The organism is Coprococcus hominis (ex Arizal et al. 2022) (assembly GCF_040094675.1).
GTDB classification, from domain to species: Bacteria; Bacillota; Clostridia; order Lachnospirales; family Lachnospiraceae; genus Coprococcus_C; species Coprococcus_C hominis.
In genome coordinates, this window is the sequence record NZ_JBBNHG010000034.1 from 26,395 (window position 1) to 52,621 (window position 26,227).

The 26,227-nt window shown below is 45.1% G+C and carries 29 protein-coding genes, 2 tRNA genes, 1 pseudogene and 1 riboswitch; of the genes and pseudogenes, 2 read left to right on the forward strand and 30 right to left on the reverse strand.

Annotated features, from left to right (window positions below; genetic code table 11):
* Nucleotide 1: 1 nt before the first annotated feature.
* Nucleotides 2–841: a CvfB family protein gene (locus AAAT93_RS09760; RefSeq protein ID WP_196021499.1), complete on the reverse strand. Its 840-nt coding sequence runs from the start codon at nucleotides 839–841 to the stop codon at nucleotides 2–4.
* A gap of 42 nt (nucleotides 842–883) precedes the next feature.
* Nucleotides 884–1,234, reverse strand: coding sequence for a hypothetical protein (locus AAAT93_RS09765; protein ID WP_021984625.1), 351 nt, complete (start codon nucleotides 1,232–1,234; stop codon nucleotides 884–886).
* 262 nt (nucleotides 1,235–1,496) lie between these two features.
* Here AAAT93_RS09765 and AAAT93_RS09770 point away from each other — a divergent pair.
* A tRNA-Gln gene (locus AAAT93_RS09770) sits at nucleotides 1,497–1,569 on the forward strand.
* A 349-nt stretch (nucleotides 1,570–1,918) separates the two neighbouring features.
* Here AAAT93_RS09770 and AAAT93_RS09775 read toward each other — a convergent pair.
* The 9 genes from AAAT93_RS09775 to rpmG all read right to left on the reverse strand — a co-directional run bounded on the left by AAAT93_RS09775 (nucleotide 1,919) and on the right by rpmG (nucleotide 6,516).
* Nucleotides 1,919–1,992: transfer RNA gene (locus tag AAAT93_RS09775), tRNA-Arg, on the reverse strand.
* A gap of 161 nt (nucleotides 1,993–2,153) precedes the next feature.
* Nucleotides 2,154–2,879 (reverse strand): 4'-phosphopantetheinyl transferase family protein, encoded by a 726-nt coding sequence (locus tag AAAT93_RS09780; protein WP_182432453.1) that lies wholly within the window; start codon nucleotides 2,877–2,879, stop codon nucleotides 2,154–2,156.
* Between the two features lies 1 nt (nucleotide 2,880).
* On the reverse strand, nucleotides 2,881–3,936 hold the full coding sequence (locus AAAT93_RS09785) for a hypothetical protein (RefSeq protein ID WP_021984626.1): 1,056 nt from the start codon (nucleotides 3,934–3,936) through the stop codon (nucleotides 2,881–2,883).
* An 18-nt stretch (nucleotides 3,937–3,954) separates the two neighbouring features.
* Entirely contained in the window at nucleotides 3,955–4,200 is a 246-nt protein-coding gene (locus AAAT93_RS09790) for an acyl carrier protein (protein WP_021984627.1), read from the reverse strand.
* Between the two features lie 149 nt (nucleotides 4,201–4,349).
* Entirely contained in the window at nucleotides 4,350–5,039 is a 690-nt protein-coding gene (rplA, locus tag AAAT93_RS09795) for a 50S ribosomal protein L1 (RefSeq protein ID WP_021984628.1), read from the reverse strand.
* Nucleotides 5,040–5,094: 55 nt separating this feature from the next.
* Nucleotides 5,095–5,520, reverse strand: coding sequence for a 50S ribosomal protein L11 (rplK, locus tag AAAT93_RS09800; protein ID WP_021984629.1), 426 nt, complete (start codon nucleotides 5,518–5,520; stop codon nucleotides 5,095–5,097).
* A gap of 21 nt (nucleotides 5,521–5,541) precedes the next feature.
* The gene (gene nusG, locus AAAT93_RS09805; RefSeq protein ID WP_021984630.1) at nucleotides 5,542–6,129 is read right to left on the reverse strand and encodes a transcription termination/antitermination protein NusG; all 588 of its coding nucleotides are present in this window, start codon (nucleotides 6,127–6,129) and stop codon (nucleotides 5,542–5,544) included.
* 12 nt (nucleotides 6,130–6,141) lie between these two features.
* Complete coding sequence (gene secE / locus AAAT93_RS09810) at nucleotides 6,142–6,351, reverse strand: preprotein translocase subunit SecE (RefSeq protein ID WP_021984631.1); 210 nt, start codon at nucleotides 6,349–6,351, stop codon at nucleotides 6,142–6,144.
* Between the two features lie 15 nt (nucleotides 6,352–6,366).
* Nucleotides 6,367–6,516: a 50S ribosomal protein L33 gene (gene rpmG, locus AAAT93_RS09815; protein WP_021984632.1), complete on the reverse strand. Its 150-nt coding sequence runs from the start codon at nucleotides 6,514–6,516 to the stop codon at nucleotides 6,367–6,369.
* Nucleotides 6,517–6,720: 204 nt separating this feature from the next.
* Between rpmG and fliD the strand changes: the two genes are divergently transcribed.
* Nucleotides 6,721–7,980, forward strand: coding sequence for a flagellar filament capping protein FliD (gene fliD, locus AAAT93_RS09820; protein WP_021984633.1), 1,260 nt, complete (start codon nucleotides 6,721–6,723; stop codon nucleotides 7,978–7,980).
* 6 nt (nucleotides 7,981–7,986) lie between these two features.
* Here the strand turns inward: fliD and AAAT93_RS09825 are convergent, their stop codons facing one another.
* The 19 genes and pseudogenes from AAAT93_RS09825 to AAAT93_RS09915 form a co-directional block, all read right to left on the reverse strand.
* Nucleotides 7,987–8,790: a TraX family protein gene (locus AAAT93_RS09825; protein ID WP_227573364.1), complete on the reverse strand. Its 804-nt coding sequence runs from the start codon at nucleotides 8,788–8,790 to the stop codon at nucleotides 7,987–7,989.
* A 58-nt stretch (nucleotides 8,791–8,848) separates the two neighbouring features.
* Entirely contained in the window at nucleotides 8,849–9,496 is a 648-nt protein-coding gene (locus AAAT93_RS09830; protein ID WP_021984635.1) for an HAD family hydrolase, read from the reverse strand.
* A 121-nt stretch (nucleotides 9,497–9,617) separates the two neighbouring features.
* Nucleotides 9,618–10,970: an MATE family efflux transporter gene (locus tag AAAT93_RS09835; protein WP_118671429.1), complete on the reverse strand. Its 1,353-nt coding sequence runs from the start codon at nucleotides 10,968–10,970 to the stop codon at nucleotides 9,618–9,620.
* 57 nt (nucleotides 10,971–11,027) lie between these two features.
* On the reverse strand, nucleotides 11,028–11,615 hold the full coding sequence (locus tag AAAT93_RS09840) for an HD domain-containing protein (protein WP_021984637.1): 588 nt from the start codon (nucleotides 11,613–11,615) through the stop codon (nucleotides 11,028–11,030).
* Nucleotides 11,616–11,690: 75 nt separating this feature from the next.
* Nucleotides 11,691–12,002, reverse strand: a complete 312-nt coding sequence (locus AAAT93_RS09845; protein WP_021984638.1) for a DUF308 domain-containing protein — start codon at nucleotides 12,000–12,002, stop codon at nucleotides 11,691–11,693.
* A 121-nt stretch (nucleotides 12,003–12,123) separates the two neighbouring features.
* Nucleotides 12,124–13,155, reverse strand: a complete 1,032-nt coding sequence (locus AAAT93_RS09850; RefSeq protein WP_227573365.1) for a sensor histidine kinase — start codon at nucleotides 13,153–13,155, stop codon at nucleotides 12,124–12,126.
* A gap of 88 nt (nucleotides 13,156–13,243) precedes the next feature.
* Nucleotides 13,244–13,618, reverse strand: coding sequence for a winged helix-turn-helix domain-containing protein (locus AAAT93_RS09855; protein WP_331682257.1), 375 nt, complete (start codon nucleotides 13,616–13,618; stop codon nucleotides 13,244–13,246).
* Nucleotides 13,607–13,933, reverse strand: a pseudogene (locus tag AAAT93_RS09860) (response regulator transcription factor); the annotation flags it as partial. The pseudogene AAAT93_RS09860 and the gene AAAT93_RS09855, both read right to left, overlap by 12 nt.
* Nucleotides 13,934–14,038: 105 nt before the next feature.
* Entirely contained in the window at nucleotides 14,039–15,319 is a 1,281-nt protein-coding gene (locus tag AAAT93_RS09865) for an ABC transporter permease (RefSeq protein ID WP_227573366.1), read from the reverse strand.
* A 226-nt stretch (nucleotides 15,320–15,545) separates the two neighbouring features.
* Nucleotides 15,546–16,502 carry a COG1361 S-layer family protein gene (locus AAAT93_RS09870; protein WP_227573367.1) on the reverse strand — a complete coding sequence of 319 codons (957 nt, stop codon included), beginning with the start codon at nucleotides 16,500–16,502 and terminating at the stop codon, nucleotides 15,546–15,548.
* A gap of 109 nt (nucleotides 16,503–16,611) precedes the next feature.
* A complete protein-coding gene (locus tag AAAT93_RS09875; protein ID WP_021984643.1) occupies nucleotides 16,612–17,280 on the reverse strand; it encodes an ABC transporter ATP-binding protein in 669 nt (222 codons plus the stop codon).
* Between the two features lie 31 nt (nucleotides 17,281–17,311).
* Nucleotides 17,312–17,653, reverse strand: coding sequence for a hypothetical protein (locus AAAT93_RS09880; RefSeq protein ID WP_227573368.1), 342 nt, complete (start codon nucleotides 17,651–17,653; stop codon nucleotides 17,312–17,314).
* A gap of 12 nt (nucleotides 17,654–17,665) precedes the next feature.
* Nucleotides 17,666–19,888, reverse strand: coding sequence for an ABC transporter permease (locus tag AAAT93_RS09885; protein WP_182432451.1), 2,223 nt, complete (start codon nucleotides 19,886–19,888; stop codon nucleotides 17,666–17,668).
* A 480-nt stretch (nucleotides 19,889–20,368) separates the two neighbouring features.
* On the reverse strand, nucleotides 20,369–21,850 hold the full coding sequence (locus tag AAAT93_RS09890; RefSeq protein ID WP_227573369.1) for a hypothetical protein: 1,482 nt from the start codon (nucleotides 21,848–21,850) through the stop codon (nucleotides 20,369–20,371).
* Nucleotides 21,851–21,898: 48 nt separating this feature from the next.
* Nucleotides 21,899–22,384, reverse strand: coding sequence for a sigma-70 family RNA polymerase sigma factor (locus AAAT93_RS09895; protein WP_021984646.1), 486 nt, complete (start codon nucleotides 22,382–22,384; stop codon nucleotides 21,899–21,901).
* A gap of 86 nt (nucleotides 22,385–22,470) precedes the next feature.
* On the reverse strand, nucleotides 22,471–23,667 hold the full coding sequence (locus AAAT93_RS09900; protein ID WP_227573370.1) for a cation:proton antiporter: 1,197 nt from the start codon (nucleotides 23,665–23,667) through the stop codon (nucleotides 22,471–22,473).
* A gap of 47 nt (nucleotides 23,668–23,714) precedes the next feature.
* A riboswitch (Fluoride riboswitch) is annotated at nucleotides 23,715–23,786 on the reverse strand.
* A gap of 47 nt (nucleotides 23,787–23,833) precedes the next feature.
* Complete coding sequence (locus tag AAAT93_RS09905) at nucleotides 23,834–24,214, reverse strand: hypothetical protein (protein ID WP_195541493.1); 381 nt, start codon at nucleotides 24,212–24,214, stop codon at nucleotides 23,834–23,836.
* Nucleotides 24,215–24,322: 108 nt separating this feature from the next.
* The gene (locus AAAT93_RS09910) at nucleotides 24,323–25,732 is read right to left on the reverse strand and encodes an MATE family efflux transporter (protein WP_118735047.1); all 1,410 of its coding nucleotides are present in this window, start codon (nucleotides 25,730–25,732) and stop codon (nucleotides 24,323–24,325) included.
* A gap of 40 nt (nucleotides 25,733–25,772) precedes the next feature.
* Nucleotides 25,773–26,213: a MarR family winged helix-turn-helix transcriptional regulator gene (locus AAAT93_RS09915; protein ID WP_118374746.1), complete on the reverse strand. Its 441-nt coding sequence runs from the start codon at nucleotides 26,211–26,213 to the stop codon at nucleotides 25,773–25,775.
* Nucleotides 26,214–26,227 lie beyond the last annotated feature (14 nt).

The window sequence follows — 26,227 nt, forward strand, 5'->3', positions numbered from 1 at the left end:
TCTAATCAACGAGTTCGATTGTCTTCTCCGTAATGCGGATCTTTCCCTCTTTTAAGAGACGTCCACAGGCGCGCTTAAACGCGTTTTTACTGAGTCCGAACTCCTTCTTGATTATATCCTTATCTGCCTTATCTGTAAACGGCAAAACGCCCTTATAACTCTTTATAACGGCATATACCATCTCACTGTCCTCTTCCATCTGCGCATACGCAAACTTCCGCAACGCGAGATCTGCCTTTCCATCCGGACGGATCTTTACGATTCTGCCATGTACTTCATCGCCGACCCGCACTGGCGCATACAATTCACTTGTATAGATGAGTCCCGGATATTTGTCGTCAATTGCCACAAATGCGCCAAAATCCTTCTTGAACTCATACACGGTTCCAACGAAATCCTGTCCTTCTTCGTAGCCTTCGATTGGCTGCAATTCTTTTCCTATCTTCATTGACACTGCCAGACGTCCGGATTTATCCACATACATCCGCACCAGATAGGACTTTCCAGCCTCCACCTTCGCCGTCTGTTCTTTAAATGGAAGCAGCACGTCACGTTCCAGCCCCCAGTCCATAAATGCACCTAAGCTTGTCACGCTCTTCACCTGCAGCTTCTTTACCTCACCGACTGTAATCAATGGTGTATTCGTTGTTGCAATGATTCGGTCCTGTGAATCACGATAAATAAAGACGCGCAGGGATGCGCCGGCTTTCACACCCTCCGGCACCTGTTTTCTCGGAAGCAGCACCGTCTCTGCCGTCGAGCTGTCCTCTTCACCAAGGTATATACCAAAGTCTTTCGAACGAATGACTTTCAGATCATTCCATTTTCCAATTTCTATCATTTTCTCCTACTTTCTAAAAAATAGACCACAAACATGCGTGGTCTATTTTTTCTTGTCCTTATTCAACTTCAAAACTTTATTCTTTATAAATGATGCCTCTGTATCATCCGCTTTCTGGAAGCCCAGATTTTCCAATACATCCTGTGAATTGGTAAGTGAGAACACAGACATGCCCTTCTCATTCATCTTTTCCTTATAGCCATTGAATACATCCACAATCGCATACGTATCCTTTGTTCTGCGATCCGGACTTGCAATCACGTTTCGGATGCACCATGAATTAAACTCACTGCCCTTCTCTGGCACCTGTACATCGTCGCCCTTGACTTTCTTCACATATATGCTTTCTGTATCACAAATGGCCCACGGAACCACATATATTACGCTGCTCATACTTACTTCCTTTCAAATGGTTGTTCACTACGCAATCGATTTACAAAAATCTTTGTTTTCTCCTAGCGTTCAACGTAAGCAATCATATAGTATTTGTTTCCGTTTGTCAAACAATTATTTATCCAATTCCTGACAAGTAGGCGGAATTGTAGTATGTTTCAACTTTTTGTAAATTTTTTTCAAAAAAGGCTTGCAATTTCAAAAGACATGTAATATAATACCATCTTGTGAGACACAAAAGAGTCTCCAAACTTCATAATGATGGGCTATCGCCAAATGGTAAGGCACTGGACTCTGACTCCAGCATTTTCCAGGTTCGAATCCTGGTAGCCCAGCTTATAAGACGGTCGAGGTTCGATCGTCTTTTTTATTTTGAATTGCGAGCCATTTAATATATTTTAAGGATGCAACATACAACGTAATTCTCCGCAGACCCGCTCTCGCTCACTTCCGCACATAGCAGACACTAAACTCGCAAAGTATCAATTCTACGAATTGTCACTTTCCTCGTTAAGTGCTGATGTGCTCCAATGGTCTGCTTGAGAATTCGTTGATATGTTGCATCCTTATTTACATTTTGATGGCTCGCATATTAACTATAAAATTAAAGATCGACTCTCTCGTCTTATCTGCCTTATTTATACGAAAAAAAAGCTTCCCAATAAATTGGAAAGCTTTAAGATATGCGGCCGAGAAGATTCGAACTCCCGACACCTTGGTCCGTAGCCAAGTGCTCTATCCAGCTGAGCTACGACCGCATCTGTGTTGTGTCTCACAACAGATGATATTCTATCGTAGTTTCAACTAAATGTCAAGCGATTTCTTAACAAAATTGAATTCAAATTTCAAATTTCAAAATCCTCAAAAGTCCAAACGTACAAACCCGGATGTCTCCATAAGATCGGCATAACCGACCATCTCAAAAACGGATGCAGGAATCCAGCCTGTATTCCACGGTACAATCCCCCTCCGCACACACAGAAATCCAATAATCATCCATCCGAAGCATAAAATACCGGTACGATGTACCAATGACGGTTTTCTGCACCGGATCGATTTCAAAGGAATTGAGCGGCACACTGATTCCATCGCCTGTAAGCTTCAGATATGCCTCTTTCATCGTCCATAGATAGAAGAACCGCTCTGCACACAAACTGTCATCCGGCTCGAACCCCGATTTCTCCGCCACCTCACCAGGCGCACCTGCCGTCTCCTGAGATACCACCTCTTTTTGTCCGGATACATAAGCATACTCCCGCTCGGTAAAGCAACGTCTGGCAACACGCAGATTATCCTTTTCCCGGATCTGCTCGATATCGACCCCCAGGGGCACATCACCGTGCGCCAGCACGACATAATCACCCGCATGGGAGAGATTGAAATAAAACGCTGGATGTCCCTGTACCGTTGGCTTTCCATTCTCGTTTTTTTCAAGCACCAATGCCTGCGGGGAGATACCAAGCTTTTCTTCTACAAGTGTCTGCAACAATAAACCTGCTACGATCGATGTATATGCTGGTTCCCGCCTACGAAAAGCCAATACCCGGGACTTTCGTTCCGGGTATAAGCGTTCGACCAATTCATCAAAATGTTGTTCTAAGTATTCACGATTTACTTTTACAACCGATACATGAATCTTTGTCATATTATTTATCTTCCAGTTCTGCAAGAATACGGAAGAGAATGCTGATTTCCTTCTCCTTTGCTGCATCGAGGTATGTCTTGAATCTGACTGAAGACTCAATCTCACCTGTGATAGAAATACGGACAAGCAGGTTACGAGCGGTCAGCATATTACGAACAACCGTCTGGTACTCATTGATCGTATCCTCATTGTATTTCAGGAATCCGTGATTCATCAGATACTTAATACGCTCTAACATCAAAACCTTATGGTCATACATTACATGCAATGCACGGATATCGAAATCTGGCTCCTCTGCATGCAGCTGCTTCTCGATCTGTGCAAGCACCTTGTCATAAACCTTGATACCAAATGTTGTATCATCAAAACGGTTACGAAGCATACGGAAATGATCCTTTGTATCCTGAGAATTCAGGTACTCACTGATTGTCTGCTTAATCAGCTCGATATCCACTTCATAGATTGGATGCTCAGTGTTCTTCATAACAACATACAATCCACGGCCACCCTTGTGATCATCCTTAAATACATGGTCATCCTGCTCTGTGATAACTTCATAGCCACGCTCCAGATCAGAGAAGCTGACTGTGTTATATGAATAATGATCCTGGAATGTGAAGTCTCCTACATAGAATACTTCCTCGTCACGGTTGTATCCATAGATGAATAACTCATGAGGGAACTTGTAATCTACCTCTGCATCACACAAAATCTTTGCCTCATCAAATACGCCATATACATATCCATTCAGGTCGATAGTCTTGATAATGAAATCAATGATGTTTCCACAATAGCTCTGAATCTGCTCTTTCGTAAGAAGTGAGAACATCAGGTATGGACACTGCTTCAATGCGCTGCTTCCTGGCATCATATCTGCGAGAAGCATATCATCGCCTGTGAAGATCTCCTGAATGTTGTAGCAACGAAGCTGAATGTAGTTGCTGAAAATCCATTTCTTTGCATTCTCATCATCTGAGAGAATGGAAAACAGTGTTGCATGCCACTGCCAAGATGTAATCATTGGATATGTTACTGGTAATTTTTTCATATCTGCCATTTTACTGTTCCTCCCAATCTATGCTAATTTTTCCGCTATCACTGCTGCAATATCGCTGAACGAATCGTAATCGCTGAGTGCAAGCTCATAATCGGTAAATGAAATATCAAACTTGCTTTCTGCTGCTACGAGCAGGCGAATCAAAGATACGGAATTCACGCCATATTCGTTTACCATATTTGCATGCATATCTACCTCATCCAATTCCGGTAACACATCATGAATCACTTCCGTAAGTTTCGTTACAATCTGTTCCTTTTCCATTGTCTGTACCCCCTTGGTATAAATTACTTTCTCGATGTCTCAAGTACTTTAATTTTACTATTATTGCGTCTGAAAAGCAAGAAAAAAAGAGTGCGCATGCACTCCGTGTCGGAATCCATTCACACTCTTTTCTCTGTTACGGCTAAATCTTAGTACTTTGTAACGTTCAGCTTTACGCCAGGACCCATTGTAGAAGCTACTACTAAGCTCTTAATGTACTGTCCCTTTGCTGCTGCAGGCTTAGCCTTAACAACTGCATCTATTAAAGTCTGGAAGTTGTCTGTTAACTGCTCCTCTGTGAAAGAAGCCTTTCCAATTGGCACGTGGATAATGTTTGACTTATCAAGTCTGTACTCAATCTTACCAGCCTTAATATCGTTGATTGCCTTTGTTACGTCCATAGTAACTGTACCAGCCTTTGGATTTGGCATCAAGCCCTTTGGTCCAAGGACACGTCCAAGACGTCCAACAACACCCATCATATCTGGTGTAGCAACAACAACATCAAAATCCAACCAGCCTTCGTTCTGGATCTTTGGTACAAGCTCATCTCCACCTGCGTAATCAGCGCCTGCTGCAAGAGCCTCGTCTACCTTGTTACCCTTAGCAAATACGAGAACCTTTACAGTCTTACCTGTTCCGTGAGGAAGAACAACTGCACCACGAACCTGCTGGTCTGCATGACGACCATCTACGCCCAAACGGAAGTGAGCTTCGATTGTCTCATCAAACTTTGCGCTAGCTGTTTTCTTAACGAGTGCAACAGCCTCTTCTAAGTCATATGTTTTTGTCTTTTCAATAAGCTTTGCAGCTTCTGAATATCTCTTACCTGTTTTCATTCAAATAAACCTCCTGTAGTTTTTGCGGGAGCGACCCTCCTACGATTATTTCTTATTAGTCCTCAACTTCGATTCCCATAGAACGAGCTGTACCAGCGATCATGCTCATAGCAGCCTCAAGGCTTGCTGCATTCAGGTCTGGCATCTTCAGCTCAGCGATCTCCTGAACCTTAGCCTTAGAAATCTTTGCAACCTTTGTCTTGTTCGGTGCTGCAGATGCTGACTTAAGGCCGCACGCCTTCTTAAGCAGTACTGCTGCCGGTGGAGTCTTAGTTACAAAGCTGAAACTCTTATCTGCATAAACTGTGATAACAACAGGGATGATCATATCGCCCTGATCAGCAGTTCTTGCATTAAACTCCTTTGTGAACTGTACAATGTTTACACCGTGCTGTCCAAGTGCAGGACCAACAGGTGGTGCAGGTGTTGCCTTTCCTGCAGGAATCTGTAATTTAATATATCCTTCTACTTTCTTAGCCATTATAGCTACCTCCTAAACCTCTTACATCTTCTGGATATCTCCAAATCCAATCTCAACAGATGTAGCACGTCCGAAAATGTCAACGTCAATGGTTACGGTTCTCTTGCTCTCGTTAATTGCCTTAACAACAGCAACATTGCCTTCCCAAGCTCCGGTAATAACCTTGATCTGATCGCCAACTTCCACATCAATGTGAACCACTGGTGCCTCAGTCACGATACCCATCGCACGCATCTCGCGCTCTGTCAAAGGAACCGGCTTGGATTCCGGACCTACAAATCCTGTAACACCCCGTGTGTTACGAACTACATACCATGTAACATCGTTCATATACATATGAACCAGAACATAACCCGGAAACAACTTTCTCTGAACTGTCTTTTTCGCGCCTGTCTTTGTTGTCTCAATTACCTCCTGAACCGGTACGGTTACCTCAAGGATTTGCTCTTGAAGCTTTCTGTTTTCAACAGTCTTCTCGATATCATTTTTCACCTTGTTCTCATAACCTGAGTAGGTATGAGCTACATACCATCTTGCCTCACCATCGGTCGGAATTCCGCTTTCTGGTGTTCCAGATGTTGCAGCTTCGTTTTCGAATAGTTCTGACATACATTCACCTACCTAACCAACAATATAAGTTAAACCGATCTGTAACAGGTAATCCACACCTGCAATGATAAATCCGAGAATTACGGAAATCACGATTACAGCCGCAGACTGTCTCACGAGCTTGTCCTTTGTCGGCCAAGTGATCTTGCCGAACTCTGCTTTCAGCTCCTGAAACCAGCTTCTCTTCAAGGAAGGTGAAGAAGTCTCTTCTTTTTTTGACATAGACTACTCCTCCGATTACTTTGTTTCCTTGTGCATCGTGTGCTTCTTACAGAACTTACAATACTTCTTTGTTTCCATTCTGTCTGGATGCGTTTTCTTATCCTTTGTCATATTGTAATTACGCTGTTTACAATCCTGACATGCCAATGTAATTTTTACACGCACAACTGTCCACCTCCATATTTATTTTTTCACAGATGACATCTTAGAATCCTCTTTTTTCGTGCAAAAAAAAAGGACCTCTTCCATCGCAAGCTTTAGAATAACAAAACCTGCATATAAAGTCAAGGAAAAAGTTGAATTTTTACGATATTTATAATATATTTAATTATAACAAAACCATTATATTGGGAAAGGAGGCCTTCTTATATGAATATATCACAAGTGTACAATTATTTAAACCATGATCTTGTACCGAAGCGTCGCACACGCACGCACAAGGCTTCCGAACTCAAAGCGGTTTACAACAGTATTTCCAAATACAATCAGTCATCCCCGCTCTATCTGGTTTCCCTCTCGGAATCGAGACAGGAGCATATGATTGATATCAAGGAACAGGCGCTAACCCTGCGTGACATCACCGACCAATTGGCGAATCCAGACAGTGAGCTTTACACAAAGAAGCAGATCTTCACAGATAATCCAGATGCGGTATCTGGTTCTTTCCGTGCACATGCGTCTGGCGAACTCCCGGATCATATGACTCTGCAGATCGACCAGCTTGCCAACGAGCAGGTAAATGTCGGCACTTACCTTGATTCCGACGGCACGGCACTTGCACCGGGCAGCTACAGCTTCTCCATGCAGACGATACATGGCAATCTCCCATTTACATTGTCTGTTTCCGGTGCTGATACAAACCTGTCTTTGCAGGAACAGCTTGCCGATCAGATCAACCGCAGGCATATTGATGTACGCGCTTCTATTATAAAGGAAGGAAATACGAGTGCACTTATGCTCGCTTCTGCGGATACAGGTACGCCAGAGACCGTTTCTTCCTTATATTTTACATTTGATAAAAAACAGGGTGCCGAAGTAGTTGATACTTTCGGACTCAATCAGATACAGACCTATCCGGAAAATGCGCGATTTTACATCAACGATCTGGTGCATTCCTCAACCTCCAATCATATCTCGATCAATCAAGTTGCGGAATTTGATTTTCATAAGGTCACAGATACACCAGTAAATGTGCAGTTCACACCGGACAAAAGCCTACTTGTTGATCAAATGACAAATTTCACTGATGCATACAATCAGTTAGTTACCCTCTCCGAGGAGGGCGAGCCAACCTCGATCGGAAGCCGCAACCTCTATCACGATATCTCTGGTATTGTCACACGTCATGAGGAACAGCTTGCCTCCATCGGCATTACCATTGGCGAGGATCATCGCATGCAGTTTGATGTTGCACAGGCAAACGGCATTTCGTACGATACATTAAATACACTGTTTGGAGAAAATTCCAGCCTTCGGGCAGATATCGGAAAGACAGTGAATCGTCTGACCTTAGATCCGCTCGCTTACATCGACCGCCTGATCGTGACATATCCGAACGCAAAAGAAAAACAGACCGCAACCTATACGCAGTCTGTTTACAGTGGTCTGATGTATAACAATTATGCATAATATTTTCTATTTAAAAAGCAGCACGCAGATGCCTGCAAGAATCAGCAAATGCAGCGGATAGAATATGTAAAATACCCATTTTAGTTTTAAGCCACGCTTCCCATTATAGAAGTGCACAATGCCAGCATCCGCAAGCGCACATAATTCTGACATGTTTAATACCGATAATACAATACAGGGAACTGCCATCTGCAGTTCCTTTTTTTGATTCCGGAATCCATACGCCGCACAGATTGCCAATACGCCAATCGCACCATAATCAGTATGCAACGCATATGCAAGTGCTGCCCCAAGCGCAGTCACACCAACGATCAGAATCGTTTTCAAAATCGTATCTATTTGCAGGACTCGCAGTCCCTCCAATACCGTCAGCACAATCATGCCGATTGCCAGTGTAAAGAATACATTCTGGCTGGTAAATTCCAATACATGCCCTTTCAAGATGCTATTCGTCGACAGATTCACTGCCAGATCAAACGGAATCTCCGAAATAATCGCAAAAAGCAGCAGTCGTCCAATATAGAGAAACCGGTTATGTGTATACTGAAATCCCTCTAGCAACAGAAAAATAAAAATGGGAAATGCCAATCTGCCAATGCCACGCAGAACATAATACAGGATAACCATCCCTGTCATACGCACATTTCCAAATGCATCAAAATTATCCGAATTTCGCTGGACAAGCTGTAACACAATGGTTGCCCCAATGTGATCAATCAGCATCGTGATCATAGCAATGATCTTGAGCGTACTGCCTGTAATTCCCGTGCGTATAACTTCTGTTTTTTCTGCCTGCATCGTCTGTTCCAATCTACCAGTCTCCCTCTTCTTTCATTGTGCGCACATTCGTCATCCTGTTCTGCGGCAGTTACGCTTTCATCTCCTGAAACACTCTGGCAGCCACTTCCGGAAGGTCACTGAACTTCTCGATTTCTGCAACTTCTGTATTGATCGTTCCAAATCCATATTTTGCATGGATGAAGGTCGCACCCGCCTGCATCGTCGCATCATAATCGCCCTGGATATCCCCGACATAGATGGTCTGCTCCAGACCATTTCGCTCCATCACAAGACGGATGTTATCCCCCTTGCTCTTCTCGTTATTTCCATAACATTCAATATCTTCAAAATACTGTCCAAAATTATAATAGTCCAGAAATGCCTCGATATAGCCACTCTGGCAGTTACTTACGATATACAGATGATACTGTTCTTTGAGTTTTTTCAGTGTATTCTCCAACTCCGGGTAAAGTTTTCCTCCGTTTCTGCGGAGATACTCATTCTCCCAGTCACCGCATTTTCCAACCAGAGATTTCTGTTCCGCCGAAGTAAGCTCCGGGAAAAAAATATCTCCTATCACGTCCATTGTTTTGCCCATCACCCGCTTGATATCCTGCTCGGTAACTGCCATATCTTTCTTATACTCGTTTTGAATCACCTGTGTCCATGATTTTGCGACTCCATCCGCAGAATCCCACAATGTGCCATCCATGTCAAATATGATACCCTGTTTCATCGTAAGTCTCCTTTATATTAAAATTTATACCTTATTTATTCCCAGAATTATTTTCTGCATACACATGTACCGTCCGCATGATCTGCATCATCAAATACCGCATGCCAAATATGTTTGTGCGTTACTGTGCCATGCTCTGTGTCTTCAACCGCCTGCTTATCCTACGACGCACAATCACAAAGCAGACCACGTGTGCGCAGATCGTGATGATCCAGCTTACCGGATAGGTCAGATACAGCGACTGCGGTGTATGGAACTGCTCGTATATGCGGAAAAATGTAAATATCCACAACAGTCGGAGTCCGCACGCACCAATCAGAGATACGATCGTCGGCATCACGGAATACCCAAGTCCGCGCAGTGAGCCAACCATGACATCCATAATACCACACAGCGCATAAACTGTACATATAATCTTCAGACGATTCATACCAGCCGCTTTCACAGCCGCACTTCTCGTATAAAATCCAAGCAGATCCGGTCCGAAGAATACCGCCAGATTGCCAAGCACCAGACCGGTCACGATCACGCATGCCTGTGCCGTAAATAAAATTTTATTCACACGCTCGTATTTGCCCGCGCCGACATTCTGGCTCGTGAAGCTGATCGTACCCTGATAAAATGAGTTCATCGATACATACACAAAGCCCTCGATATTGCTAGCCGCAGAATTCCCGGCAACGACCGTCGATCCAAAAGAATTGACGGACGACTGGATAATGACATTTGATATCGCAAAAATCACGCCCTGCAGACTCGCCGGGAGTCCGATCCGCAGAATCTCTGCAAACCGCTTCGGATGAATGCGAAGCTTTGATGGCGTCAGACGGATACTGCCCTTCTCCTTCATCATACAGCGGATGACCAGACTGGCAGAGATCGTCTCAGAAATAACCGTCGCCAGTGCAACACCTGCCACGCTCATACGGAACACGATTACAAAAAGCAGGTTCAGTCCAATATTGATAACACCTGCCGCCGACAGGTAGTAAAGTGGTCGTTTCGTATCTCCGACCGCACGCAGGATGGCACTGCCGAAGTTATATACCATCATGGATGTCATACCTATAAAATAAATGCGCAGATACGTTGTCGCAAGCGGAAGTACATCCTCTGGTGTCTGCATCCAGATCAGAATCTGTCTCGCTCCGATACAACCGATCACAGTCAGAATGATGCCGCTGAAAACACTCAAAAGCATCGCCGTATGTACGGTATCGCTGACATCTTCCTCTGCCTTCGCACCATAGAACCGCGCCACCAGTACATTTGCACCAATTGACAGTCCCAGGAAAAAGTTCGTCAACAGATTGATGAGCGCTGTGTTGCTTCCGACTGCTGCAAGCGCCGTATCCCCTGCAAAGTTTCCAACAACGATGATATCAGCCGCATTGAATAAAAGCTGCAGCACGCTCGAACACATCAGTGGCAGCGTGAACGCCAGCAGCTTCGGCAGGATGGCACCGTTGCACATATCAATCTCATATTTTTTCTTACTTTTCGTCTCTCCGGACACGATGTTTCGCCTCCATTACTGTAGATTTCCATTCTCAATATTCGGCTTCAGGAAATTATCGTATGCATAATCCCACAACGTCTTCGAACCTTCCGGCGTGATCTCGTTGCGCTTCATTACCTGTTCCGCACGCACGCCCCGGTCTTTCCAGTCAAAGCCACCTGTACTTGCAGTGAGCATCATCGGCTGCAGGTTATCCATCGCGCGTGCAAACTTCGCTTCCGGCGTCTCCTTCGCCTCGAACTCCAGCCAGATATCATACAGTTTCTTCGCCTGATCCGCTGGAAGCAGATTGTAGATGCGGTCTGCCGCTTTCTTCTCCCGCGCTTCCTGCGTCTTCTTGCCTTCCTCATCATAGGCGTAAGTGTCTCCCGCATCGATTTCCACCAGATCGTGGATTAAGAGCATCGTGACTGTCCGCAGCACGTCAATCTTCTCATTTGCATATTCGGAAAGCAGAATCGTCATAATTGCCATATGCCATGCGTGTTCTGCATCATTTTCCCGACGTTTTCCATCAGTTAACTTCGTCATCCGGGTAATGAATTTCTCCTTGTCGATCTCCCGGATGAAATCCATCTGTTTGTCTAATCGTTCGTTCATTTTACGTTCACTCCATTTTTATATAAATGAAAAACATGGCTGGACTTTCGCTCCCTCCATGTTTTTATTTTCGCTTTATGATTCTTTGGTTCTTCCGCTTGTGAACAGCACAACTGCTGCAATCAGATCAATAATACCCTCTGCCAGATAAAACCAATGATGTCCCTGAATATTCGGGATGATATGTATCACGCTCATCAACGCCAGATACGCGCCGGTCACATAATTCATATATGGCACGCCCTTGATGATCAGGAATGCGAGTACACCACTGATTAGCAGCGTCACAATATTTCCAACCGAAAATCCCAATATCAGATTGACAATTCCCTTTACGATCATGTATGCCCCGATCAGAGACATCCACTTTCCGCCTGTCTGTTCCATATCTACACCTCATTTATTTGCTTTTCAACAATACTTCTCTATGAGTGTAACACTTTGATTGGAATAACTCAAATGTTTTCTGTTAAATCTGTCTATGCTTACCACATACCCTCAAACATATTTATGTATGCACAAACGTCAGGATAAACTGCGTATAGCAGCCAAGCTCGCTTCGTACCGAGATCTTACCACCCACGCCCTCGACGATGGATTTCGTCAGGGAAAGACCGATTCCGACACTGTTCGGATTGACCTCTTTGTTGATACGATAGAAACGTTTGAAAATATTTTTCAGTTCAGACTCCGCGATGCCGCAGCCCTCATCCTTCACATAAATGCGCGTGTACATCGGATTGTCTTCCGTCCAGATATGGATCGTCGTCTGCTCGCCGGAATAGTCCGATGCATTTTTCAACAGATTGATGATTGCTTCGGTCAGCCAGTCTCCATCGCAGACAAGCATCTGTTTCTCGTCGATCTGCACATCAATCTGCTGCCCGCGTTTCTCCGTCAGATATGCGACGCTCTCCTTCGCCTGCGCCACAATCGCATATAGACTGCACGGATGCTTCTCAAACTGGATGGCGCCCGCCTCGATACGCGCAAGTTTCAACATGGACAGCACCATCCATTCCATACGGCTGACCTGATTTTTTGATTCCAAAAGCATCTGCTTCTGTTTGTCAACATCTGGCACGCGTCCATCATACAGCAGATCTAAAAATACCGTGAGCGACGCAAGCGGTGTTTTCAGCTGATGGGAAATATCCGACATAATATCCCTCAGAAAGATCTTCTCCTCTTGCTCCTTGCGGTTACTCTCCTTTAACGCCTGCACCAGCTTGTACAGATTCGTATATAATTCTCCAAGTTCGCCCTGCTTATATGGTTCTGCCGGAACCTGTTCCGGTGCTTCGAGAATCTGGTTCATAATATCTACGATTGCCCGTAGCTCCCGGCTCATAGTACCGATTGAACGACGCCCTGCCACGTAAGCACTTCCAAGCAGCAGACAGCCAAGTAACAGCGTCGCCCATAACTGCCAGCCGCGCAGCCAAAGAACAAGCACAACAAAAACAGCGTATATGTTGTATGCGATACCGCCATATAAGAAAAATCGCTTATGAAATTGTTGTAATTCGTAACTTTTCACCTGTATATATTATCCAGCAGCAATGCGTTTCAAACTATTTTTACAATCTGCTTCCGAAACGAATCACCTGCACCATATGTACTCACAATTACTTCCGGAACCGGTACCCCATTCCACGCACCGTCTCAATATAAGCTCCATCTTCCCCTAATTTCTGTCGAAGTCGTTTGATATAGACCGAAAGTGTATTGTCCTCGAAAAACTCTCCATCAATATCATAGAGCTGTTCCATGATCGCACTCCGACTGATCACCTGTCCACGATGCTGCAATAAAAACCGCAACAACCGCAGCTCGCTCGTCGTACAATCAAGCTTCTCTCCATGCTGTGTCAGAACAAATGCTTCGCCGTCGTAGGCCGTATTTCCAAATGTCACAACACGATTGCTATTTTCTTGACTCGTCTGCCGTGCCTGCGTATAACGCCGGATATTCACTGCTACCCGCGCCAGCAATTCCTTCACACGATACGGTTTCGTCACATAATCATCCGCCCCAATCTCCAGCCCTTGAACAATATTTGCTTCCTCTGCAACCGCCGTCAGAAATATAATCGGGACATCGCTGTTCTTCTCCCGAAGTTACTTGCAAAACTCAAATCCAGTTCCATCCGGCAGCATCACATCCAACAGCACAAGGTCGATGCTATCGTCGAATTTCTCACGCGCCTGTGCCAGATTTCCTGCGGTTGCCACCGCATAGCCTTCCGAAGTAAGCGCATATTCCGTTCCCATTGCGAGGGCAAAATCGTCCTCCACCATCAATATCTTATGTGCCATAATCCCCGATTCCTTCTATATTACTTGGTATTCTTACGCTTATTATACCATCAATATGAAAAAGACGCACCACCATTTCAGATGATACGTCACATTTCTTATTTATCAATCTCTCCGCATCGCTGTAAGCGGTGAAAGCTTTGCCGCCCATCGTGATGGTAAATAACCTGCAATTGTTCCAAGCAGCATCGCCATTCCGACTGCTGATAATGCAATCTTTGGCGTAATCACAGCAATCTTCGTACCTGCTTCTAAAAGCAATGCAGATACTGCGATTCGGTTGATAATCTTCCCAAAAAGCAGTGACAATACCACGCCACACGCACCACCAACAAGTCCGTAGATACCTGCTTCCAGCAAGATCATTGCCATCAATTCCCGCTTCTCACAGCCGAGTACCTTCAAGGTTCCAATCTCCGCAACCCGGTCATAAACAGCGGTTGTCATTGTGTTGCTGATACCGATTGCTGCAACAAGGAACGAAATAAGTCCGATGCCACCCAGCAACAACTCCAGCATTCGTACTGTACGCATCGCTGTATCACGGTACTCCTTCATATTCGTTGTCTGATATCCCATATCCTGTAATTTCTTGACAACAAACTCAACGTCTTCCATCTTACCGACTTCGACAACCACGCTTGAATACACCCACAAGGTGTATGCATTTCCGTTCTTGTCGAGTGGCTGTCCAAGCACATTTCCCTGTGCTGCATGTTTCTTCAGATATGCGCGCAGCACATCAATATCGCAATAAATGCTCTGCGACTGCTCACTGAACTCGTCTGCGTCCCCCTGCATCACTCCCGCGATCGTCAGCCGATCTGTGATTTCATTTTCATCAAGTCCCAGTGAAACCTTCGCCTTCTCGCCAATCCATGCGTTCAGGTCGCCTTTTCCGTCTTGGTAGCTGGTCATAGATCCTTCGTGGAAGAACATGTAACCCATCGCATTTCCGATCACCAGCTCTGGTTTCCGCGCATGCTCCGACAGGCTGGATGTATCGGTCAGCGCGATTGCGGATAACTGCTCCGATGGGATACCAACCAGATTCGTATACGCGGTATATTGACCGACCTGAATATTCGTAAATACTTCATAGCGCGGATAGACATTCGCAACCTTGTCGAGCTTTGCAAGCTTCTCTATGGTATGGTCGGTCAGAAGCATTTTCTTGTTCTGGTTGTTCTCCGGTGTCTGCACGGTGATCTGCCGAATCGAAACATCATCGCCATAGCCTTGCAGGAGTTCCCGCTTCACGCCCATTCCGAGCGACAGCAGAGAGACAACCGCTACCACGCCGATCATCACGCCAAGGAGAGTCAGGATGGTTCGCGCTCTTCTACGCTTAATATTTTGAATTGTTAAATGCATGATAAATTTCACGGATTCCTCCTTTTCGCAAATCCATATAGTTTATCGTGAGTTGTTCAGAAATACAATTCTATGCAGACACGCTCTCGCTCACTTCATCACGCAATGGTACTAAACTCACGTCAAACAAGTTTGCCGTTCGCTAAGTGCCAGCGTGCTTCAATGGTCTGCTTTAGAATATGTATTTCTGAACAACTCAATTTACACTTTTGGGGATTTGCGATTTCTCCATTTCACCTTATCGTGAACGTTTTTTGTTAATAGTTACACCCACGAATACGCCAACTGCAAGCACGCAGACACAGATCAGGAGAATCTGCCATGTGGCAGGTCCGGTCTTCTCTGGTGCTTCCTTCAAGACCTCCAGATCTTCGTAATCGACCGTCTCAATGTAGAAGGATACATCCATTTTTTCTTCGTGCTTATTGCCATTCCGGTCTTCGTAGGTCACAATGATCCAATCCTCCGGTTTTGCCATCTCTTCAAAATCAGTTACCATGACTGCCTTTGCCAGAAGATCTACGTTGCCGCTTTTTCCTGTGTCAATATTGCCGATGTATGTCTCCTGCTTCTCCACGTGTTTTCCTTCCACGCGGGCATTTACATTGTAGAGCATGCCCTCGCCGAGGTTGTTGACCTGCGCGGTAATCTCCACCTCGTCACCGACCTTCGCATCATCTGTCATAACATCTGTCACAGATATGCGCTGCTTCAGATATACTGGCAGATACAACGTATCCTCCATCTCAAATGCCTCGCCGGAAGTATTCTCGTACCCCATCTTCACAGAAAGCTTGTACGTCTTCTCTGCAAGTCCCGCTGCCGCCTGCATGGAAAATGTCTGCTCACTGGTTTCATTTCCAGCAATCTCTGCCACATAAGCACTTCCTGTTCCAGTAACCGGGATGATCTCGCCACCTTCCGAAGCGACTGTCACTTTCATATTTTTGACTTTGTTCTTGGAAGTATTCAGAATCTCCAGAGTCAGATTAAAATTATCTCCGGAATAGATCGTCGCGGCTGATACTTTGTAACCGGAAACCAATACCTTCGGTGTCGCCGCCTGTGCGGAATACGGACATACAGTTGCAGCTACACTCAAAACCACCAGAATAGCAAGGATAATCTCTCTTAAATGGTGATTTCTTCTTTGATGTTTGCTTTGTTGATTTTTCCATCCTGACTTATTTGCCATCATTTTCTCTCCTTTAATTCTGCCCTGTTTTTCCCTGTCTTTTAGGCATCTCACAAAGTTCTCTTCACCTATCTAAGTCCGTCTTTCTAACAACCTATCGTTTTCCTGCTCACTCCTCGGTCAGCTTACCATCTGTGATCCGCACGATGCGGTCTGCCTCTCTGGCAAGATCGATGTTATGTGTGATCAGCACAAGGGTCTGATTCAGCTTCTTTACAGAGTCCTGCAGCAGCGCCATAACTTCATTTCCATTTGTAGAATCAAGTGCTCCGGTCGGCTCATCGGCAAGAATCAGAGACGGGCGGTTTGCAAGTGCCCGCGCGATTGCCGCGCGCTGTTGCTGTCCGCCGGACAACTGGTTTGGCAGATGCTTCCGTCTGTCTTTCAAACCAAGCATCTCAATGACATGGTCGATGTACTCCCGATCCGGTTTCTTATGATCCAACAGAATCGGCATCTGAATATTCTCCTCCACAGTCAGAACTGGAATCAGATGATACGACTGAAATACAAATCCGATTTTTCTCCGGCGGAACACCGACATTTCCTCATCCTTCAATGTTGTGATATCCCGGTCGTCCACGATTACTTTTCCATTCGTAACCGTGTCGACACCGCCCATGACATGCAGCAGTGTGGACTTGCCGGAGCCAGACGCTCCGACCACTGCCAGACTTTCTCCTTTTTGCACGGTCAGATTCACATCATCGAGCGCCCAAACCCGTGTGTCTCCGCTTCCATATATCTTCGTGACATGTTCCATCTTTACAATATCCATGTTGATTTCCCTCCTGATATCTTTATTTTTGTTATTTTATTTCTTTCTGTTGGAGCAATTCTTCTTTTTTCTGTTTCTTTACTCCTACCTGTTTTTCTCTTCTTTTCTTCCTGTTGGAGCAAATATCCTGTTTTCTATCTCTTTCCCCCAATCCAGCTTGCTTCTTCCTTCTTCCCGTTGGAGCAAATATTCTGTTTTTCAGCTTTTCCCCCAATCCAGCCTGCTTCTTTCTTCTTCCCGTTGGGGCAAATATTCTGTTTTTCAACTTTTCCCCCCATTCAGCTTGCTTCTTTCTTCTTGGCTTTGGGGGATTTCCCTCTATTTTGGCTTTTTGCCCCAATTCAGTCCCAATCCTGTCTAAATCCAGCTTCAACCAAACTCCAAATCAATCCCCGGCTGCGTTCAGATCATCCGCGATCTGGTTTGACATCCGCTTCATCGGTATATAGATGGATCCACACATTACAAGTACAGATAGTACAAATCCAATTACCGCACCGATAATCGGGAAGGTCAGCTTCACCATGAACAGCACCAGCGCTGCTTTCGCAAGCGGCATCATAACTGCAAATCCAAGCACATCACCAACCACATTCGCACAGATAACAGAGATCACACCTTCGAGCATTACCATCTTCCGAAGCTCCCGCACCGATACGCCGATTGCGCGAAGCTGTGCGAATTCCTGCCGCCGCAGATAAAGATTGCTCGCTGTCGTATTGATGATATTCAGAGAACTCACACATAAAATCACAATCACAAATGCAAGAATATATTTGATTGCGCTGATGGATGTACTAAACAATGCCCCGGAATAAATGGCATCCGGATACGAGTAATCTCCCATTGAGTTATCCAGCACGTTCACCAGCTTCGATGTCAGCGAAGCGGAGATATTGTCCGAACGAAGCTTACATTTCACACCTGTGGAATCCGATTTTTCAAGTCCGGTCATCCGGAAATAATTTGCCAGTGGTACAATACACTTTACAAATCCTTTTGACTGCAATTTGTCCTTATCTATCCGGACAATGCCCTGAATCTCATATACCTTCTTGTCATTCCCCCACGAAAGCTTAATCGTATCACCAAGCTTATAATCCGTCGCCGGATATTCCACCGTTGATGCAATCAGATCAATCGCATCATAGGATTCATCATCCATGCCTTCATCCAACGTTGCTTCCACATTCTGTACAAGCACAATTCCGTTCTCATCGACATCCAGCGTTCCTTCGACCAGATATGACGCATATTTCTGATACTCTTCCTCTCCATATCCAATCACGCTCACACGGTCCACCGGTGATGCACTGTCTTTATATTTCTCACCTGTTTCCAACCGTTCAACGATCTGCCCCTCCAACGTTTCCTGCCGGAAATCCTCTGTGAAATGTGTCCGGAATTCTTCGAAGTCCGCAGCCTTCATAGTCGCTGCATATACTGCTTTCACGTCCTTCACTTCTTTGTTCTGTGCAATGTCTGTGAGTGTCTCTTCGTTTGGGAGTACTGATTTCACTGCATCTATGGTCTCTTCATCATTTGCCTCGTTGAAGAAATACACCTGATACTCTCCGTAAGAAGGTGCAATCTGCTTCTGCATCTGTACAAACGAAGTGAAGATTGTCGCGATCGTGATAAATGCCGCGATTGATAACGCAAATGTTGCAATCGTCTTTAAGAACCGACGCTTATTGCTCATCAGATTCTTGTATGCATAATCGCCCTGCACGCCGAAGATCTTTCCGAAAATGCTTTGCTTACGTGCCTTAACCTTCCGTGTTCCGCTTGTCTGCTCGCGCACCGCCTCGATCGGCGAAATCTTCTTTGCGAGTTTTCCATTCTCATCCATAACGAAGAACAGATCTCCGATAAAGACAATCAGCACATACAGAAATGGAAGCACATGCGGGCGAACCTTGATATTCATGGATAAGCCAACCAGATATGCAATTGGGAATCCGATCACGACTCCACCAAGGATTCCAAGCAGCTCCTGCATGCATCCCATTCGGAATATCACACTTTTTAACTGTCCCTGTGTTGCTCCGATACAACGCAGGATTCCATAATCTTTGATCTGTTCCATCGTATTCAACTGGATCGTTGTCCGGATGATTCCAACTCCGATGACTGCGATCACGAACGACAAAAGCAGGAACATCAGAAGAATAATGTATGTGTCATTTCCGGTGTCGCCCTGCAGATAGTAGGATGCGAGCTGTTGGTTTAATTGCGCCTTCACACCGTAGGTCTGCTCGATCGTTTCCACATTCGCGTCCAACCGGTAAGGATTTTTCACATTAATGTAGATTGCATTTTCAATATAGGAGCTCGAATAATAATCGTAGTATTTGCCACGATACGCTGTCTTCACGAAGTCCTGTTTGAGCAATGCCGAGACATCCTGATTTTGCTCCGGCAAAAGCACGATCTCGTAATCTGCCTGCTTGCGAAGTGCATCGCGGGTATTGATGAAGTTACTGAAATACAAGGTTAATATCACGAACAGAATTCCTGACGCTAAAGCGACACCTAAGATGGTCAGGATGGTTCGCTTCTTCTGAAACTTTAGATATTTGATTGAAAGTTTGGTGTAGTTTTCCATATCGCTCCCCCGTTGTTTGTATTTATTCAAATAATTGCAAAACATAAAATTTATTAACATATATTTTTATCTGGTTCATTCTATATACAATGTATTGGAGCTAAGAAGTTCTAAATGTTCTAATCTACATATTCGCAAGCTACGCCACCACCGCCAATTCGCCATCCATGGCTCAGTGTCGGTTTGTTTGGACATCGTGTCCAAACATGGCTTGCATATTTATAGAACATTAAGAACTTCTAAACTCCAAACATATCGTATATGTAGAATGAATCCAGATAAAAATATATGACCCAAGTAATTGTATATGTTTTGCAATTATCTGATGAATATATCTACACTATATCAGACATATATTACGGGGGCGTGACAAACTAAGTGACAGTTTTGTCACTTTCAAGCTTTATAACAAAAACGCTGTATACATTCCTGCATACAGCGTTTTCAACTTCCACATATTTTTCCGTATAACAATTCAAACTACTGACGAATATCTACATATCCATACAGCAATGCCGATTGACGAAATTGTGTATAGTCGTCATTTCCAGAGAAAAGATCAAGATACAGATATGGCAGTTCATCCTCCGTTACGAGGAATGCCAATGTGACCGTTCTTGTTTCACCCGGCTGAACCCGGATCAGATGATTTTTCTCCTCTGCACTTTTTCCGTTATAGTAATAAAGCGGTACATTGGAAATACGATAATTCTGTCCATAGTAACTATCATAATCCACATCATCCTTCGCATAGACGTCAACCGTTTCATAGCCATCTCCGGTTTCCTTCGCCCAGAGCAGGCCGCATTGGAACATGGTATCTCCGGTCTGTTGGTCACTCGTGTTCGTATACGCAACCTCGATATAAAGGATCTTTTCCTTTACTTCCTTCGTCTCTACAACCTCATCTAATTGATCTATACCATTTCCACGTTTCTCATAGGCGATCACGTTGTTAACAAGCTTTCCTTCCGCATCCGTTTTGACCGGATCGAGAGCATAGGCTGCATCGATTGCATCCGGGGAATCCAGTAATTCCACCTTGGATACCTTTGCCGTCAGGGAAGACTGCGGTACATCAAAGCTTTCTCCGACCTGATGCATATGTTCTTCCATTGATTCTTTCGAAGTTTCCGTAAATCTGTTCTTCTTGCCAGCGTTTTCGTCTGCCTCATAAACAGGCGCTGCGGCAGTTGCTTCCTCCTGCCCTGTATATTCTTCCGCCACGATTCTGCGTTTTGCCTCCGGATCATCGGTTGCGGTAAGCTTCAATCCTTTTACAATATCTATGGCAGTATCAAGCTCTGTGTCATCATACACAAGCATTTCCAGCAGATAGTTATTTTCATATGTGACATACAACTCATACTGAACCTCACGTCTGGCTGATTCCAGAACCTGTCTTTCTATCACAATTGCCTGTCTGCCATCGATATCCAGTTCTTTGGTGGAAATAACATGTGTTTCATCAAGCGAAACCTGCTGATCCGCCGGCATTTTCAGGAACCAGAACGAAACGCCACCTATAAACGGCGAATCCTCCGGGAAGAGCACTACTTTCTTCACATAATTATTTCCATCTGCATAAATATCATCTAATCCATCTACCTTCATACCTTCCGGAACGTAGGAAACATCCAACGTATAAAGCGCGTTCTGATTCACTTCCGCGTCGGTATCCGTCGCATCGGTATTGGTTGCCTCTCCATAGATCAATGTAGAGCCATATTTCCCCTGCTGCTCCAGATGCATGTTGTATAACTTTGCAGCCGCCAGTGTGGTTCCGCCGCCCACGCAGGCAAAAGCAAGAATTGCGGCTGCAACTCTCCACATTTTCTTACCGTAACGCTGTTTTTTCTTCAACTGCTGTTCGACCGTCTCCTCGATCATGTCCCGGATATAATCCGGCATTTGCAGACACTCTGATTTCATCTCATTGATTTTATTTCTATCAATATCCATAACACATTACCTCCTTTACCCGTTTCAATCATCCCGGTGTTCTGACCTTCATGCCGATTTCGCCTTTAATATTCCTCGCAAATGCTCCCTTGCCCGCACCAGACGTTTCTTGACTGCCGATTCGGTAGACTCGAGGCATTGCGCGATTTCCCGAATGCTGTACTCCTCAAAATAATACAAAATAATGCAGGTCCGCTCATTCTCCTTCAGCCGCATGATGCTTTCATACAATTCCGAATACTGTCCGTACCCACGTATGTATTCCGCTTCCCGGCCTTCTTCCTGATATTCCTCCCAAGTTACGACCTTCTTATTCTCTCGTATGACCTGATGACATTCGTTGATCAGAATTCTTATAAACCATGTTTTCGCATACTTATCATTGCGCAGGCTGTACAGATTCTCAAATGCATGCACGATCGCATTTTGAATCGCGTCAGCACAATCCGCATCATTGCATAAGTAGCTTTTGGCGATCCGGTACCAGCTTTCCTGATTCGAGATCACAAGCTCGCCAAAGGCCTCCTTCTTCATGTTTTCCACTCCCTTCCCTTTGGAGTTTTATATTCTGTATGTCCATACACCTATTAGATGATTGAGCACGGGAAAAAGTCCCATGTTTATTCTTTTTCCAGTAAATGTTTATATGTGCTGTCGATACCGAGCGCGCCGATTGGCGCTGTGATCACGATTGCCATAACCGCAACGGATAGCACAAGCGTACCGCAGGAAAGCCCGGCTGCCAGAGGAACTGACCCAATCGCCGCCTGCACGGTAGCCTTCGGAAGATACGCAATGATACAGAATAGCCGCTCCTTCCATGTAAGCTTCGTACCAAGCATACAGATGCAGACACCGACTGCGCGGAACAGCAAGGCTGCCCCGATCATCAAAAGCGCCATTGCCCCAGCCTTTGCCATATACCGGATATCGACTGCCGCACCAACCAGTACGAACAGGATTACCTCTGCGGCAATCCACAGCTTACCGAATTTCTCCGACAACCTCTTAGATACAAATGTCGTACTCTTCACTTTAAGCATACATGCCATACTGACAACTGCCAGAAGTCCGGACACTGCCACATATGCAGACACCCACTCCTCGATTGCAAGCAACAGACACGACATACCCAGGATCACAATCAACTTTGTTGAGTTACGAACGCAGTGATTCTTCTTATACGCAAGCTCGAAGAACCGGTACAGCAGATAGCCGACGATACAACCGAGTACGATTCCTGACACGATTGAGATCGGGATATTGATAAAATCCTTCGCATTTGCATGTCCACCCTGTGCCATCTGCAAAAATGTTGTAAATAACACGATCACGAAGATATCGTCGCACGACGCCCCCGCCAGTATCATCTGCGGGGTGCCTTTCTTCGTTCCATAGCCTTCCTCCATGAGTTTCACCATACGCGGTACAACGACGGCTGGGGAGACCGCACCCATGACGGCACCCATAACGGCTGCCTCGACGCGTGTCACGCCGAGGATCATCGGCGCAAACAGAATATACCCACAGATTTCAAACGATGCCGGCACAAACGACATCAGGATTGCCGGTCGTCCGACCTTCTTTAAATCCGAGAGGTTCAGCGACAATCCTGCCTTGAGCAGGATAATGATAAGCGCTAATTTCCGCAGATCTGCGGAGATTCCAAGAATCGACGGGGACAACAGATCCAGAACATAGGGACCGAGTACGATTCCTGTCGCCAGCATGCCGATGATGCCCGGCAGGCGGATCTGTTTACAGATGGCGGACATCGCAAGTCCGACCAGAAAGATAAGTGCAAGTGATGTTAACATATTTTTCCTCCTTTTAAGCTCAAAAAAAGCTGACACCTTCTGCGATCAATATCGTAGAAGTCATCAGCTTTATAAGCAGTTCCGGTTACCCGAGGGAGAACCTCATTCCCTTTTTCTGTATGTAACTATACGCCCGTATTGCCGGTCTGTCAATCCTGAAGTTTCATCACTTTGTTTCGAACACCAGACGCATGCTGTCGCTCCCTGAAATCACGATCGTCATCTGTTTTCCGGAAATCGTCGCTTCCATCGTTTTGTTCGAATCACTGTAATGCAGGATGTATTTTTCACCTGATTTTTCCAGTGTTCCCGTGTGCGCCTTTCCACTGTTTGTAAATGTAAAATTCGTTCCATCCGCACACGAAAACTGTGGTGCCTTTGCATCCCGGTTTGAATCATCATATGTCATAGACTTCCCATTTACTGTCATTTCGACAATTGACCACGCAGATGTAATCTTCGCATTTTTTGAATCCGAACCTCCACATGCTGCAAGACACAACGCCATCGCAACAACCATTACAACACATAATAACCTTCTCTTCATCTCATTTCCTCCCCTGTTACTTATTGCTTTTCAGTGTACCATATCAAGATTATATATTGCAAGCAATCTCATGTTAACTATATGTAAATCATTCATGTTCAGACACAATTATGAAATCTCCCGCAAGGCCTTCTTAAACTGGAACGAAAACAGGATTGATGTAAATGTCACCGCAAGCACGTCCGCGATCGGCTCTGCCAAATAAACAGCCATCGTCTTATCTGCTGTAATGATATGCGGCAGAATGAAAATAAGCGGGAGCAGGAGCACAAATTTACGCATAATCGCAACAAGAATGGATGCCGGTGCATTTCCCAGTGCATTGAATGTCATCTGGCAGGCAATCTGGATCCCGAACATGAATAATGCTGCCAGATAATAACGGAGCGCATCCTTGGTAAATGCAATCAAGGCTGCATCCGTCGTAAAAATCGACGCGAAAACCTTCGGGAAGCACATGATAAACAACCACAGAATCGTGGAATATAGCAGACTAACCTTCAGCAGTAATTTAAATGCAGCCCGGACTCTGGATGCATTTTTCGCACCATAATTGTAGCTGATGATCGGCTGGGCGCCCTGTCCCAAGCCCTGCAGAGGAAGCATCGCAAACTGCATCACACTTGTTAAGATCGTCATCGCACCGACTGCGATATCCCCACCGTATTTCAGGAGAGACGAATTAAAGCATACCGATATAATACTCTCGCTGCCCTGCATAATAAAGATTGCAGAGCCGAGTGCCAGACACGGAAGAATATACGCTGCCTTCAATCCCATGTTTTTGCCGCGGATACGGAGCGTTGTCCGCTTCCCGAACAGAAAGCTTATTACCCAGATGCAGGAGCAGCATTGGGAAATCACTGTCGCAAGTGCAGCTCCCCGGACACCCATATGAAGGCCGAAGATAAAGATTGGATCCAATATAATGTTCGCGATTGCACCGATCAATACAGAGAGCATGCCTTCCTTCGCAAAACCCTGCGCTGTGATAAATGCATTCATGCCGAGGGTAAGCTGTACAAAGATCGTTCCGAGTGCATAGATATTCATATAGGATGCCGCGTACTCAATCGTGTTTGCACTTGCTCCAAAAGCGAGCAGGAAATCCCGGTTCCAGATCAGCAAAACTACCGTCAGAATAATGGATAAGAGTATCTGCATCGTAAAACAATTGGCAAGTATCTTCTCCGCATCGTCTTTCTTATTTTTACCCATAAAGATTGTCGCACGAGGTGCGCCGCCATTTCCAACTAATGCCGCAAAGGCAGTTATAATCATGATCAGCGGCATGCAGACGCCCACGCCGGTCAGTGCCATCGCCCCCGTATCCGGAATATGTCCGATATAGATACGGTCAACAATGTTATATAACATGTTAATCAACTGTGCGGCGATTGTCGGCAGTGCCAGCTTCGCAAGCAGCTTGCCGATTGGCTCTGTCGCTAAAAATGTACGGTCGGATTGTACGGACACGGATACAGCATTTGATTCCTCGTTTTCATTTTGTTGTTTCATTTCTTTTCCTCATTTCTACTATATAATTGATGATTTTCCGTTATTTCAAATGTGACATTACATTTTGATACAGTCGCGCATTGTATGCTGCAAAATTCTTCTTTTCATCCTCCGAAAATCCTGCAAAGATACATGATACAAGTGCTTCCTGCTTTTCCTCAATGGCATGGACAATATCGTTTGTCTGTTCCGTGAGTTTCAGGTGTACGATCCGCTTGTCATCCGAATCTGTATATCGTATCAGATATCCTTTTTTCTCCAGAGTATCGACCGCCGCAGACACATTTCCCCGCTGTAGCATTCGGAATTCCACGATATCCCGCGCAGAATCATAGGAAGGGTTATTATACAGAAACGTTAGAATAATAATCTCGATGCGGCTGAGATTAAACTCATACCGCACACTTTCCAGATATTTCTCCTGTAGTTTCATCAGACATTTCGTCATGTCAAAGACATTGGATGGCGTCTGAAGTTTCATTTCTCGATTCCTTC